The following is a 14,788-nucleotide window of genomic DNA, read 5'->3' as shown; positions in this document are numbered from 1 at the left end:
CTTTACAGCTAAAAATGCTAATTGATCAGGCAACAATGCGGTTCCATTCCGGGTGGCGCTTTAAATAATGCTGAACATAAGCACAAATTGGAACCATCTTTAAATGATGTTCCTCAATATATCGCAAAGCTTTTTCAACAATTTCGGGCGCTACGCCTTTCCCCTCCAATTCCTGCGGTACTTCGGTATGGATCAGGTAGATCTTATCGCCCTTCAGCATGTAATCAATAAACGACCTGTGGCCATCAACTACCATTTCAAAATTGTGCTCGGCCTCGTTATTAGTAAGCGGTATTTCAGGATAATTCATAATAATTGCAATATACTGTTATCAGGCAAATATTAACTGGTTTGCCAGTTCAATTTCATCGCCTGTAATAGTATGCGGGCGGCCTTTGTAAACCTTAACAGTAACATCGGCATTTAAGTTTTTTAATATTACCGCGCTTTCCTCTACGCGACTTAAAGGCACATGCGGATCAGGATCGCCGGTTGTGATTAATATGGGTGTGTTGTTAAAATCGCCCTTATAATTTGTAGTTACAAGTTCTTTGCCAATCAATCCACCTGTAAAGGCGATTACACCGCCAAAACGTTTGGCATTACGTGCCACATACTCTAAAGTAAGACAAGCGCCTTGTGAAAAGCCTGCAAAATAAATATGCTCAGCAGGTATGCCTTTAGCAATTAAATCATCTACCAGTTCGCCAATAATTTGTAATGCCGAATCTAATGCTGGTTGGTTTTGCGAGACCGGCATCATAAAGCTATATGGGTACCAGCTGTGATTTGATGCCTGCGGAGCAACAATTGCTATGTCATCTATATTAAACTCATCTGCCAGCGAGATAATATTATCGGCAGTGCCACCGCGGCCATGCAGCAGAACCAGGGCCCCCTTGGCTTTATCCAAAGGGGTTCCGGCTGTTATAATTTGTTTTTGATGTGTGTACATAATTATGATAAAGTTGGAAGGTTTTGTTCTATCTGGCTGCGGTGACTTTCATATTGGGCAGGCAGCATTAAGTGTGTTCCTAATTCATCAACCGGCTCATCAACAGCAAAGCCTGGATTATCGGTAGCTATCTCAAACAAAACGCCTCCCGGTTCACGGAAATAGAGTGAGTAGAAATAATTACGATCTATCTTTTCGGTGATGTGTAAACCCAGTTTAGCGATCTTATCACGGTATTCCATTAAGATCTTTTCATCCCTTACACGGAAAGCCACATGGTGAACAGATCCGCCTGCAACATGCCCTGCAACTTCACCGGCAACTTCAACAAGATCAACAATATTCGCATTATCAACCGCGTCAGTTATAAAACGGTACCTGTTTACATGTTGTTCCAATAAGTGGTAACCAAATACACCTGTTAAAATATCAGCAGTTGGCTGTATTTTATTAGTGGTGATGGTAATATTATGAAAGCCTTTAATGGCATTTTCAGCGGTTATTTCATCGGTTTTCCATGGAGTGCGTGTATCTTCATTTTTAGCTACAGTCAATTCTAACTTCAATCCATCAGGATCAAGTAAGGTAAGATACTGCTCACCAAATTTTTCGGCTACTTTATTGTGGATCACGTTATGATCTTCTAAACGCTTCAGCCAGAAGTTTAAACTGCCTTGTGGTACTGAGTACCCGATCTCGGTAGCCTGGCGTGCGCCACGGCGACCTGGGGTAATGCCTTCCCATGGGAAAAATGTTAAGATAGTGCCCGGTGAACCAACTTTATCGCCATAATAAAGGTGATATGTATTTGGATCGTCGAAATTAACGGTCTTTTTAACCAGGTGTAAGCCCAGTGTTTTTGAATAAAAATCGAGGTTACGTTTTGCGTTACCTGCTATCGCAGTAATATGATGAATACCTTCTATTTGATTTTCCATTGTTTTAAATTGATTTGTTGATACAAATTTACTGCAGAAATAAGGCAATAGACTTGATGTAGGATAAGAAATGAGACCCGCTATTATTTATGCCCGTGCTTAATATTCAAGCATATTATACAGGAGCAAAGAGGTTTTACCCCTTCATTTCCACTACTTACAACCAAATAATGTTTTATCCCAACCTAGTTTTGTGAAATAACCTATAGGAAAGAATTGTGTTTTTGTATTATCTGCCTAATAATCAGCCCAAATACAATTTTTCATCGGTAGTGCAATTGTAGTGCCGCCAAAATCTCCTTTAAGAAACTGTGAAACTAGCTTTGTGATAAGGCAGATCAACATGTCCATCCTGATCTGTTTGGCGCTGACCGCCATTAAACTAACCACCTGTTACTCAATACTAAATTTTACTATGAAAGATCAGTATTAACTCATTAACTAAATTTCTAAAACCAACTAACAAAAGAAAAATGAAAAAACTATTACCACTAATTTTATTAATTCCGTGTATTCCGGTAAGGGCGAGTTCGCTCTACAAGGAGCATATGGTAATTAATACAGGCTTGCATGTGAGCCAAAGCCTGCACACTAAAACCCTGCTCAATGTTTCAACCATTAAGGGTACAGTAAAGGATGCAACCGGCCAAACACTACCCGGGGTATCAGTAAGTATAAAGGGCACAAGCGTTGGTACACAAACTGATGCTAACGGACAATTCACCATATCGGCCAAAGTAGGCGATGTATTGGTATTTACTTCTATTGGTTACACTAAAAAAGAAGTAACCATAGCAAATATCAATGCCTTAGTTGTTGAGCTTAACACTGATGCCAGGAACCTTAACGAGGTTGTTGTAACAGCGTTAGGTGTAAAAAGGTCTGAAAAATCACTGACCTACTCAACACAACAGGTTGCTGGTTCAGAACTTACTACTGTAAAGACTGATAACCTTGTAAATGCCCTGAGCGGTAAAATAGCAGGCGTTACTATTACGCCAAGTGCATCGGGTATTGGCGGGTCATCAAAAGTATTACTACGCGGTAACCGCTCGCTTGATGGTAATAACCAACCATTATATGTAATTGATGGTGTGCCTATCTCTAACGATGGTAATAATTTTGGTCAGCCCGGCGATGCTTATGGTGGTAATCCGGAAGGCGGCGACGGTATAGGTAACCTTAACCCGGATGATATTGAAAGTATGACCGTGCTAAAAGGCGGTCCGGCTGCTGCCTTATACGGTAGCGGTGCAGCAAATGGTGTAATAGTTATTGTAACTAAAAAGGGGAAAGCTGGTAAAACAACTATTAACTTTTCATCTTCAGCATCGTTTGATCATAAAGCCTATGAGCCTGCTTTGCAAAACAGGTATGGCCAAACATCAGCAGGAGCAACGACCAGCTTTGGGCCAGCCATAACCAGTGCACCTGATAACCTGAGCCAGTTTTTTCAGACAGGGAATAATTATACTAACTCACTTAGTTTAGCAGGTGGGTCTGATATAGCTCAAACCTATTTCTCCTATACCAACACTACTTCAAGAGGTATAGAGCCGGGGAATAAGCTTGGAAGAAATAACTTTGACCTGCATGAAACAGCCAAATTTTTAAATAATAAGCTGACTGTTGATGGTAACGCAAATTACATTACGCAAACCCTTGATAATAGTCCGGCATTAGGCTATTACTCAAACCCGTTAACTGGTTTATACCTGTTCCCACGTGGGCAAAACATAGCGCCTTACAAGAATTTTGAAGGCCCGGATGGTACTAATGGCGTACCTACCCAAAACTGGCCCTTTCAGGAAGATATACAGCAAAACCCGTGGTGGATCATTAATAGGAACACCAACGAGGCAACCCGTAACCGTATATTATTAAACGGAAGTATTAAATACGATATCACCAGCTGGTTAAGTATACAGGCAAGGGGAAGTTTGGACCGCAGAAATGATGCTGGTGATCAGAAATATTGGGCAGGTACGCTTGCACCGCTTGCCGCGCCAAATGGTAATGGCAGCTGGAATGGTTTTAACTCAACCAATACACAACGCTATGCTGATGCGATATTAAACTTTAATGTACCTCTAAAATCAAAGGACTTTAAGGTAGATGGTTTATTTGGCGCCAGTATTACCGATAATACCGGAACAGGTTTATCTTTTGGCCCTGGCCCACAAGCTCCAACACTCTTTGGCTTGTTTATTCCCAATCTGTTTACTATACAGAATATAGAAGTTGCACCGGCAGGTTCTAATAACCCTTACGGAAGTAATGTTAGCGGCGGTACAACCTATGAAGATCAAACACAGGCGGTTTTCGGCAGTGCTAACTTATCTTATAAAGACTGGGCTTACCTGTCTGTAACCGATAGGGTTGATTGGTCATCAACCTTAGCATTTACACCAACCTATCATTATAGCTATCCCTCAGTTGGTTTATCTTTTATCCTGAATCAAATGTTTAGCTTACCGCAGGCTATCACTTATGCCAAGGTAAGAGGTGATTATGCCTCAGTAGGTAATTCGCCGGGTGCATATCAAACCAATCCGGTAAATTATCCAAACGCAAATACGGTTACATTTAATTCGACAGCGCCATACCCAACCCTTAAACCGGAGATAACAAAAACTTATGAGGGGGGTGCCGATTTGCGCTTTTTAAATGATAGGCTAAGCTTCAGTTTTACCTTATATAAAACCAATACCATTAATCAAACCATTGGCTTTGCTCCGCTGGCTACTTCAGGTTATGGATCGGGTAATATTAATGCTGCTAATATTCAAAATAAAGGTATTGAGATCACCGTGGGGTACAACATGGTTAGAAGCCAACAATTCAGCTGGAACTCACAGATCAACTTCTCGCGCAATATAAATAAGGTGCTTGATGTAGCGTCAAAAATTGGTATCGATAGTATTGAGCTTACCAATAGTAGCAGCTATGTGTCCGAAGTTAAAAAAGGTGGTTCTTATGGAGATATCTATGGCCAGACACTCCTGAAAAATAGTTCCGGACAATTATTGCTTGAAGCAGACGGCACACCGCAAAAAGGTGACTTTGTTAAGATTGCCAATCCTGAACCTAAATTTCAGTTGGGATGGAATAACAGCTTTAATTATCAGCATTTCTCGTTGAGTTTCCTTGTTGATGGCAAATTCGGTGGTCAGGTTGTATCTGTAATGCAATCTATTCTTGATTCATATGGCGTATCACAAGCTTATGGCGATGCACGTGCGGCTGGTGGTGTAAAGGTAAACGGCGTAGGCCCTAATGGTAAACCAATAACTACAGTTAATGCAGAAACATGGTATACTGCTATAGGCGGTCGTAATGCTGCCTTAGGCGAATATGTATATAGTGCCACAACTGTACGCTTACGAGAAATGGCGTTTGGTTACACGTTACCTGTAAATAACAGTGTATTCAAAAGCTTCAAACTATCATTAACAGGCCGTAACCTGATCTACTTCTACAGAAAAGCGCCATTTGATCCTGAGATCACCTCATCCACAGGCAATGGTTTAAGTGGTGTGGATATATTTAATCAGCCTGCATTACGCAGCTACGGCTTAAAACTGGATGTTACTTTATAAGCATTTTAAAATCAGACAATAATGGAAACGATATATAGATCAATAAGACATAAAAAGAGTAGCTATTATTTAGCTGCGCTGTGTACAATAGTATTGGGATTGACTAATTGTACAAAGAACTTTCAAAAATACAATACAGACCCTACAGGCATACCTAATAAAGATGTGCAGATAGCCTCAGTTTTTATACCATTTGAGCAGGAGATCATGTATTCTGCTGATGACGGCTACCAGGTAGGACAGAATTTGAATGCTGATATTTATGCAGGATATTCATGCCCTCCGCAGTTTTTTGGTACCACATTAAATAACATGAATTATGTTTTTGTAGATAACTGGAATCAGGAAGCCTTTAATAGCATCTATACAAACTTGCTCGGCCCTATAAAAAACAAGCTGGCGGCAACTGGTGTAAAAACTACTCAGCCAGATTTTTGGGCTATTGCATTAATTGTACAGGTTGAAGCGATGGATAGGATAACGGATAAGTTTGGCCCTGTACCTTATAGCGCAATAGGTAAATCATTAACCACAACGCCTTATGATACGCAGCAAAGCATCTATCAGCAAATGTTTGCGCAATTAGATACTGCTGCATCAAGCTTAAATGCTTTTATAACAGCAAACCCCAGCGCAACGCCATTTGTAAATTCTGATGTTGTATATGGCGGCGATTATACCAAATGGCTAAAGTTTGCTAACTCATTGAGGTTACGTTTAGCGATGCATCTGGTAAAGGTTGACCCTGCAACTGCACAAAAACAAGCAGAAATAGCCATGGCTGCACCTGGTGGCTTACTATCAGATCCTTCGGATAACGCTGCAATTGCAGTAGCAGGGCAGAATGATTATTGGCAAATTACAGCAAGTTATACTGATAACTCTATGAATGCCTCTATTGGTACTTACATGGTAGGGCTTAAAGATCCGCGTTTGCCGGTTTATTTTACCCCGGTTGATATTACACAGGGTCCGCTTCCGGCTAAATACGCGGGCCAGTACATTGGTATCCGTTTAGGCACGAACGTACACTCAAAACCGCTTTATTCAGGTTTCTCGGTATATAATTATAATACCACCTTTTTAGTGACCTCAAAGGAAACTGTTATGACTGCCGCTGAGGTGTATTTTTTGAAGGCGGAAGCAGCCCTGAGGGGCTGGACAGGTGCAGGTGATGTACAAACAAATTATGAAGCCGGTATAAACAGCTCAATGGCACAATATGGTGTTACCAGCGGTGTTGCGGCGTATATTGCTGATGGTACAAGCAAGCAAACAGATTATGTTGACCCGCAAAATGCAGCTGATAATATGGCTGCGCTTTCAACTATCACGGTCAAGTGGGATCCATCAGCAACAAATGAAGTAAAGCTGGAGCGTATCATTACCCAGAAATGGCTGGCCATGTTTCCTGAGGGGCAGGAAGCATGGACTGAGTTTCGCCGTACAGGATATCCAAAGATATTCCCGGTTGTTAATAACCAAAGTGGTGGTGCTATCAGTACCCAGATACAGGTGAGGCGCTTATCTTATCCAATAAGTGAATATTCAACAAACGGTCCTGCTGTAAAAGCCGGCGTAGCCCTTTTAGGCGGCCCGGATAATGGAGGTACACGTTTATGGTGGGATGTAAATAAAGGTAATTTTTAATAACCGAAACATTATCCAAAAAGAAAGCCGTTTCATGATAAATGAAACGGCTTCTTTGTTGTTATTAAAGTTGCTATTAAAAGTTATAGTTGCGTTTCTTAGCGTACTCTGCAATTTTTGAGCCTGCATCTGCATCAAGCAGGATCTCACAATTTGGGTGCAGCTGCACTACTGATGCGGGGATATCTGTTGTTACCGGGCCAAGTATGGCTTGTTCGATGATATCAGCTTTATGAGCGCCTTTGGCAATTAATATCAGTTTGCGGGTATGCATTATGTTTTTTACACCACGGGTTAGTCCACCTAAAACTGTTTCGGGTGGTACCTGCGTTTCCCTGCGTACACGGGCTTCAAAGTCAGGATCCATCGGTGATACCCATGTTTCACTTTCAAACGGCGTACCAGGCTGGTTTATGCCTATGTGACCATTACTGCCTATGCCCAGCATTTGCAGATCGGCGCCGCCGCGTTCGGCCAGGCGTTTTTCGAATAATAATGACTCTGCTTCAAAATCATCAGAAAGGGTGGGAGGCATAATGAAATTTTCCTCCGGGATACCTAATGGCCCGGCTATCTGGTTCAGGATCATGGTGTAGCAACTGCCTGCATATTCCCTCGATAGGTTGGTAAGCTCATCAACATTAAAAAGCGTGATATCAGCTATATCAAACGGATATTGTTTATAGATTTCAGATACCACACGGTGCATGCCAATAGTGGTTTGCCCGGTCGACAAGCCTATTACTGAATTGCGTTTTTCCAGCATTTGGGCAATAATTCGCCATGCCGCGGTTATATCAAACTCGAGTTCGCTTTTGGTTATAGTTATTTTCATTGTAAGTATTATAAAGCTTTTAATTCTTCATTAAAAAAATGATCGAGTGCGTCGACTGCTATAATTTCATCATCACCTTCGATCAAAATAGAAATAGTTTCGCCACCTTTTATCGCCATGGACAGGATATTCAATATACTGTTAAGGCGAACTATTTTGTTATTCTTTTTTATGCTGATAGTAGATTTATAACTTTTAGTCAGCTTGATTAATGTAGTTGCCGGCCGGGCGTGTATGCCTTGTGCCGATGTAATTATGTATTCCCTTGTAATCATTAAATGGTGTTTTCCTGTAAAAATTGAGTAATGCTATCTGAACTATCCATAGCCATTACTTTGTTGTAAATATCTCTTGCTTTAATTGTGTCGTTATTGATGATGATATTTTTTATTGCAGGAATAGCCGTTGCGCTCATTGAAAACTCAGTTAAGCCCATGCCGATTAATAATAAGGTAGCTAATGGATCTGATGCCATTTCACCGCACATAGCAACATGTATTTGATGTTGATGTGCCTGCTGGATCACATAATTTATTAACCGCAATACGCCGGGGGTAAATGGATCATACAGGTATGATATCTTTTCATTCATCCTGTCAACAGCCAGTGTATATTGGCACAGGTCATTTGTGCCGATACTGAAAAAATCCACTTCCTTAGCCAAAATGTCGGCCGTTATAGCAGCTGATGGGATCTCTATCATTATACCAACTTCAATAGCCGCGTTAAATGGGGTGTTGGCTTGCAACAATTCCTGTTTTGCTTGCGCGATAATAGTTTTTGCTTGCCTAACTTCCTGTACGTTAGAGATCATTGGCAGCATGATCTTTAGATCACCAAATATACTTGCTCTTAAAATGGCTTTTAATTGGGTAATAAAGAGGTCTGTCCTATCTAAGCAAATGCGTATGGCCCTATAACCTAAAAATGGGTTTTGTTCGGCAGGCAAGCCAAAATAGGGTAGCTGCTTATCACCACCAATATCAATGGTCCTTACAATTATCGATTTGCATTTTGATTGTAAAGCTACCTTTTTGTAAAACTCAAACTGCTCATCTTCTGTAGGGAAAGAGTTACGGTCCATGAAAAGCAGCTCGGTACGTAGCAGGCCCACGCCTTCGCCGCCATTATCAAAAACTGCTTCCAGGTCATCTGCGCTTGAAATATTAGCGAGCAGCTTTATTTCAGCACCATCGGTAGTAGCAGATTTCACTTCCTTTAGCTGCTTGAGTTTGTCTGATTGTGATATGTAAATATCTCTTTTGCAGGTATATTCGTCGATTAATTGATGTTTAGGATTGATAAATACCAGGCCGGTTGTCCCGTCCAAAACAACTATATCATTATCCTTAATCGCTCTCAAATCATCACCGCAACCAACCACTGCAGGTATCCCTTTTGCTTTGGCAATGATAGCCGTATGCGAGGTTTTACTACCCATCTGCGTTGCAAAGCCGGCCACATTCCGGGTATTCATAGTAATGGTATCAGATGGCGCGATGTCCTCGGCAATAATAATGGTGCCGGGTTCAAAGGCTTGTGTAAATACTGAATTTGATCTGATGAGATGCTTTAATATGCGATTGCCAATATCCTGTATATCAGCAGATCTCGCCTGCATGTATTCATCATTCATCTCCCGAAAGAGTTTTACCATATTAGCGATAGCTTCTATTAATGCATCGCTTACATTTTTTTTCTCGGTATCGATCTTTTCAATTACGTCATTACGCAATTGTGGGTCGGATATAAATTCAATTTGGGTATCTAAGATGGCGATATCTTCTTCGTGAAGCGTTAAGTCGGGATTTTGCTTTATGAGGCCAATTTCATTAATGGCAAGACTAACAGCATCATCAAATTGGTTTATATTAGCTGATATATTCGCTTCATCCTTCAATAAAACGCCTGTTGTTTCGGCTTTGCTATTCTTTATAACATAAGCCCTGCCAATTGCAATACCCGGAGAAACGCCGATCCCTTTCATGGTTTAAGCAAATAAATGTATCATACTGCCAACAAAGCCTAATACCAGCAAGCCCAGCAATAAGTAAGCGGTTTTAGCACCCTTTTTTACAAAATAATACACCAGGAAAGTTAGTCCTAACGGTATTATGGCGGGTATTATCTGGTCCAATATACCCTGTATAGTTATAGCTGATTTTGATGAGCCAATGGTTATAGGTGTAGTGATGTTCATTAACGTTGCAGGCATAGCGCCAACCACCATTAGCCCTAATATAGATGCCCCGGTAGTTAATTTATCCATCACATTACTTTTAGCCAGGTTGCTCAAAAATTTGGTACCCGCATTATAACCTATAAACGTGAGATTATACCTGAGTAACAGGTGCGGGATATTAAATATCAATATAAAAATTACCGGCCCCATTATATTCCCCTTTAGGGCGAGTGAGGTACCCACACCAGCAGCTATTACCTTAAACGTACCCCAAAACAACGAGTCAAATATGCCTGCCAACGGACCCATTAGCCCCAGTTTAACCGAGCTTATCGATTCCGCGTCAAAATCTGTATCGCGGCTATTTTGCTCTTCCATAGCGGCTGTAATGCCCAATACAAGGGTTGAGCCGTATGGGCTGGTATTAAACAATTGCAAATGCCTTTTCAGTGCTTCTGCCATTTGCTTTTTATCGGTATAAATCCTTTTTAACGCCGGGATGATAGAGAAAGCAAAACCTGTATTTTGCCAGGTTTCAAAGTTAAAGTTAGCCTCCAGCGCCAGTGAACGGAAAAATATATTTCGGATATCCCTATTAGTAAGTCTGTGAATTACAGCAGGCGCACCATCAGGTTCTTGCGTTTCATTGTTGTCATCGTCATCATTTGTATTTACAGGCATGTATTGCGTTATAATGAGCGCAATAATTACCCCGATGCCGCCAATGGCTATTATAGGTAGTTTTAAATAGCTGGCCAGTATAAAGCCAAGAAAGAAATAGGGTGCCACTTTTTTATTGAACATCAGGTTCATTAAAAGCGCAAAGCCCAATGCAGGCAGCATATTACCTGCAACCTGTAATCCGGATTGTACCCAGGCAGGTATCATATCCAAAAACGAACGCATGGCATTAGCGCCTAATTGAAGCGCAAGCAGTACAATAAAGCCCATTAACAACGGCCTTATCAATCCCGATAGAATATGCAGCCATTGTATCTTTTTGTAATTACCTTCTTCGGCATATTGGTTGAACTTTTTGTTGAGCATGGCCCTCAATACAAACAGGGCGCTGATCATCATTTCAGCTAATATAGATACGGGTATGGCAATGGCAAGCGCGATGGCCGGTCCTTTGCCTGAGATAATAGCGAATGCTGTACCCAACACACCACCGGTAATAACATCCGGAGGGATAGCAGCGCCAACCTTAATATTACCCATAAATATCAGTTCAAGCGTAGCGCCTATGATGATTCCCTGGTTTAAATCACCTAGCACCAGGCCAACCAAAGGGCCGAGCACAAGTGGGCGGCTTAGCAGGGTAGTGCCAAGGAAATCTTCAGAGTGACCGAACATGGCGATCAGCGCAATAAGAATAAATGATACTGACACTTATATAAGGTATTTTAAGGTTGAAAAAGGTGATATTAATTTATGCATTTAATGTTGATCAGATAAGGCTTTCAACCAGTTGTTTACTATCCGTTGGTACCTGTCTTATTTCAAGTTCGATCCCCTTATTTACAAGTTCCTTAATAACGGGTATATCGTCATCAGTAATTGCAATTGCCTTTGATATAAGTTTAGAACCTTCTTTTGAGCGCAAACCGCCAAAGTTTATTGATCTTATTTCAGGCACATCAACAGCTAATGTATAGGCATCTGTAACACTGTTAATGATCAGTAATATATTCAGTTTCTTATTCTTATCATCATTTAAAAAACCGGCAGCATCTTTTAATGATTTTATTAAAAGCTTTGTCCCGGCTGGTTTGGCCAGGTTTAATGTCATCTTTAAAAATTCATCCTTCGCTACTTTATCGTTAGCTATAATAAGGCAGTCTGCGCTTAAAGCGGGTGTCCATGTAAAGGCGACCTGTCCATGTAATAATCTATCGTCAATCCTGGTCAACTTAATCATCCTGATCCTCTCCGTTATTTGAGTTTATTAATTTGTTTACATACACCATTTGCTCCTTCGCATTTATAATGGCATCATCTATCACTTCAGCTATTGGCGTTTCGGCATCAGCAAGCATTATCTCAATAAGCAATGGTAAATTAAAGCCGGATACTATATGCGCATTTGACTTTAGTACCTGCTGTAATAATTGATTGGTTACACTTCCTCCCATAATATCGGAAAAAATGATCAATTCATCTTCATTGCTGATCTCGTCCAATACTAGTTTGATCTGATCTTCGATGTTTACTTTATCGTCTACATATGCCTCTATAATGTACAGGTTTTCCGTATCACCTATTATCATATTTAAAGACGACTTTACACCCGTAGAAAATGTGCCATGTGTCGCGATCAGGTATTTCCGCTTTTTAGGTTGTTCCATTAACTTTTAGCTGTATTTACTGGTTTACAATATCATTATTTAAATATACATCCTGGCTACTAATAAAACAGCTTATATACCTGTGATTTTAATGCGTTATTTACAGGATACAATTATCCTTAAAAGTTAAGTGATATGCTATTTTTAGCCCCCTACATAAGCACTACTGTAATTACAACAGGTGATATTATCAGGAAATCCAACTCATTAAATCGGTTTTCTTATTAAAATACTTTTACCCGATAACGATTTTACTGGTTAATGGCATTTTTAAAGTCTTAGTTTAAACTGTAACTAATGGGATACAATACTGTAACGTAGTGCTTATGTAGGGGCATGAAAATCTGTTCAATAATTTCAATAAATTAGATTTGTGCAAAGGCATTATTTGCGCAGGATAAAATATACCAATTATTCACCTTTAAACTATACCAGATCTTATGACTATACTAAAAACAAAAAAATGGCTGCTTTATGTATTGCTCAACATCCCACTGTTTATTCAGGCGCAATCGGTAAAAATTGTGACCAATCATGTTGGCTACGAGGATAACAAAGCCAAGCATGCGGTTATTGTAAGCGATCATCAGCTTAATGTTACCAGTTTTAGTATTGTTGATGCCGGTACAGATAAAGTTGTTTATACGGGTAAACCCATATTTAGCGGCCCGGTTGATAAATGGAAGAACTGGCAGTTCTGGACTATAGATTTTACCGATTATAATACTGACGGCATCTATAAATTGCAGATCAGTTTGCCCGATGGTACTGTTTCCTCTTATCCCTTTATAATAGGCAAAAATGTACTGGAGCAGTCGACCATATCAAACGTGGTATATTACTTTAAAGGGCAAAGAAGCTCAGGTTTGATGGATAAGGCCGATCATCATTTATTATTGGCCGGAAAGACCACTGATACCGTTGATGCGCACGGCGGCTGGTACGATGCTACCGGTGATTATGGTAAGCACCTTTCACATTTATCATTCTCTAATTACTTTAATCCGCAACAGGTTTCATTAACGGCCTGGAGCTTGTTTAAAACCTATGCGCTTTTATCTGAACGCCCCGGGACTGATTTTAAACAGATCGACAGGCGCATACTGGATGAGGCTATGTATGGCGCTGATTATTTGGTACGGATACAGGCGAAAGATGGCTCTTTTTATCGTTCAGTAGCAGGGCCGGGTCCCGGCAAATTGCCACAAGATAGGGTAATCCAAGCTAATGAGGGCAGTTATAGAATTAAACAAACCAAGGATGCTGTATTTAATAAGAATGCCGCCAGTGCAAATTGGCGCAGTTATCAATCTAGTTATCGCTCAGGCGGGGGAATAGCTATTGCTGCTTTGGCTATGGCATCTGCGTACCCAACATCAGGCGATTTTACTAATGCTGATTATTTAAATGCTGCTGAAAGGGCATTCGCGTTTTTGGAGAAAGATAATAAACTGATGGATTACGATGGCAAGGAAAACATATTGGATGATTATTGTGCTTTAAGCGCCGCTACCGAACTTTATAAAGTAACCCATAAAGATGTTTATAAAGCAGTTGCCGAAAAACGTGCAAATAGCTTAATTAACCGCTTATCAAGCTGGAATAACTATAAAAATTACTGGCGTGCCGATAACGCTGACCGTCCGTTCTTTCATCCGGCTGATGCCGGTATGCCGATTGTAAGCTTGCTAAGTTTTTATCCATATGCTTCGCCAGATATGCAGGCACAGATTAAAAAAGCCGTAAAACAATCAATGAATTTTGAATTGACTATAACTCATGAAGTTAACAACCCATTTGGTTACAGCAGGCAATTGGTGCAGGATACATCGGGCAACCGTCATAGCGCGTTCTTCTTTCCGCATGGCAGCGATGCATCGCCATGGTGGCAGGGCGAGGATGCACGCTTAGCTTCTATGGCGGCCGCCGCACGTATGGCTGCGGGCATTTTTACCGATGATAAAGCTTACCAGGATAAACTGCAAAGCTTCGCGCTTGACCAGTTGAACTGGATTTTAGGGCTTAATCCTTTTGATGCCAGTATGCTGCAGGGTACAGGTCATAATAACCCTGTTTATGGTTTCTTTGGCACGTTTCAGTATACCAATGCGCCGGGTGGTATTGTTAATGGCATAACATCTGGCTTAAATGATGAGCATGACATTGATTTTAATATCCCATATACTACAACAGGTAAGGATTACGACTGGCGCTGGGCCGAGCAATGGCTGCCACACACCGCATGGTATTTATTCGCGGTAGCAAACCAATAAAAATATAG

12 protein-coding genes are annotated in these 14,788 nt (G+C 40.8%); 3 read left to right on the top strand and 9 right to left on the bottom strand.

Going from position 1 to position 14,788, the window contains the following annotated elements:
- Window positions 1-25 precede the first annotated feature (25 nt).
- Genes BLU33_RS11320 through BLU33_RS11310 form a run of 3 tightly spaced genes read right to left on the bottom strand, consistent with a single transcriptional unit; the run spans window position 26 to window position 1,893 of the window.
- Complete coding sequence (locus BLU33_RS11320) at window positions 26-310, bottom strand: GNAT family N-acetyltransferase (RefSeq protein WP_091372533.1); 285 nt, start codon at window positions 308-310, stop codon at window positions 26-28.
- A gap of 21 nt (window positions 311-331) precedes the next feature.
- Complete coding sequence (locus BLU33_RS11315) at window positions 332-955, bottom strand: alpha/beta hydrolase (RefSeq protein ID WP_091372530.1); 624 nt, start codon at window positions 953-955, stop codon at window positions 332-334.
- Window positions 956-957: 2 nt separating this feature from the next.
- Window positions 958-1,893 (bottom strand): ring-cleaving dioxygenase, encoded by a 936-nt coding sequence (locus BLU33_RS11310; RefSeq protein WP_091372527.1) that lies wholly within the window; start codon window positions 1,891-1,893, stop codon window positions 958-960.
- 473 nt (window positions 1,894-2,366) lie between these two features.
- Here BLU33_RS11310 and BLU33_RS11305 point away from each other — a divergent pair, with 473 nt between their 5' ends.
- Together BLU33_RS11305 and BLU33_RS11300 are read left to right on the top strand one after the other, a co-directional pair.
- Window positions 2,367-5,492, top strand: coding sequence for a SusC/RagA family TonB-linked outer membrane protein (locus BLU33_RS11305; protein ID WP_091372524.1), 3,126 nt, complete (start codon window positions 2,367-2,369; stop codon window positions 5,490-5,492).
- A gap of 21 nt (window positions 5,493-5,513) precedes the next feature.
- Window positions 5,514-7,142 (top strand): SusD/RagB family nutrient-binding outer membrane lipoprotein, encoded by a 1,629-nt coding sequence (locus tag BLU33_RS11300; protein WP_091372522.1) that lies wholly within the window; start codon window positions 5,514-5,516, stop codon window positions 7,140-7,142.
- Between the two features lie 76 nt (window positions 7,143-7,218).
- Here BLU33_RS11300 and BLU33_RS11295 read toward each other — a convergent pair whose 3' ends face one another.
- The 6 genes from BLU33_RS11295 to BLU33_RS11270 are packed head-to-tail and all read right to left on the bottom strand — an operon-like array spanning window position 7,219 to window position 12,507.
- Entirely contained in the window at window positions 7,219-7,977 is a 759-nt protein-coding gene (locus tag BLU33_RS11295; protein ID WP_091372519.1) for a 6-phosphogluconolactonase, read from the bottom strand.
- 8 nt (window positions 7,978-7,985) lie between these two features.
- Window positions 7,986-8,252 carry an HPr family phosphocarrier protein gene (locus BLU33_RS11290; protein WP_091372518.1) on the bottom strand — a complete coding sequence of 89 codons (267 nt, stop codon included), beginning with the start codon at window positions 8,250-8,252 and terminating at the stop codon, window positions 7,986-7,988.
- Window positions 8,252-9,964: a phosphoenolpyruvate--protein phosphotransferase gene (gene ptsP, locus BLU33_RS11285; RefSeq protein WP_091372515.1), complete on the bottom strand. Its 1,713-nt coding sequence runs from the start codon at window positions 9,962-9,964 to the stop codon at window positions 8,252-8,254. The genes BLU33_RS11290 and ptsP overlap by 1 nt, the downstream gene beginning before the upstream one ends.
- A gap of 3 nt (window positions 9,965-9,967) precedes the next feature.
- Window positions 9,968-11,551, bottom strand: coding sequence for a PTS system mannose/fructose/sorbose family transporter subunit IID (locus BLU33_RS11280; RefSeq protein WP_157682121.1), 1,584 nt, complete (start codon window positions 11,549-11,551; stop codon window positions 9,968-9,970).
- Window positions 11,552-11,609: 58 nt separating this feature from the next.
- Window positions 11,610-12,080, bottom strand: a complete 471-nt coding sequence (locus tag BLU33_RS11275; RefSeq protein WP_091372511.1) for a PTS sugar transporter subunit IIB — start codon at window positions 12,078-12,080, stop codon at window positions 11,610-11,612.
- Complete coding sequence (locus BLU33_RS11270) at window positions 12,073-12,507, bottom strand: PTS sugar transporter subunit IIA (RefSeq protein ID WP_091372509.1); 435 nt, start codon at window positions 12,505-12,507, stop codon at window positions 12,073-12,075. Before BLU33_RS11270 ends, BLU33_RS11275 begins: the two co-directional genes overlap by 8 nt.
- A 440-nt stretch (window positions 12,508-12,947) precedes the next feature.
- Here BLU33_RS11270 and BLU33_RS11265 point away from each other — a divergent pair, with 440 nt between their 5' ends.
- Window positions 12,948-14,780, top strand: coding sequence for a glycoside hydrolase family 9 protein (locus tag BLU33_RS11265; protein ID WP_091372506.1), 1,833 nt, complete (start codon window positions 12,948-12,950; stop codon window positions 14,778-14,780).
- Window positions 14,781-14,788: the final 8 nt, after the last annotated feature.

The organism is Mucilaginibacter mallensis (assembly GCF_900105165.1).
GTDB classification, from domain to species: domain Bacteria; phylum Bacteroidota; class Bacteroidia; order Sphingobacteriales; family Sphingobacteriaceae; genus Mucilaginibacter; species Mucilaginibacter mallensis.
This window is presented reverse-complemented; position numbering and strand designations above follow the sequence as displayed.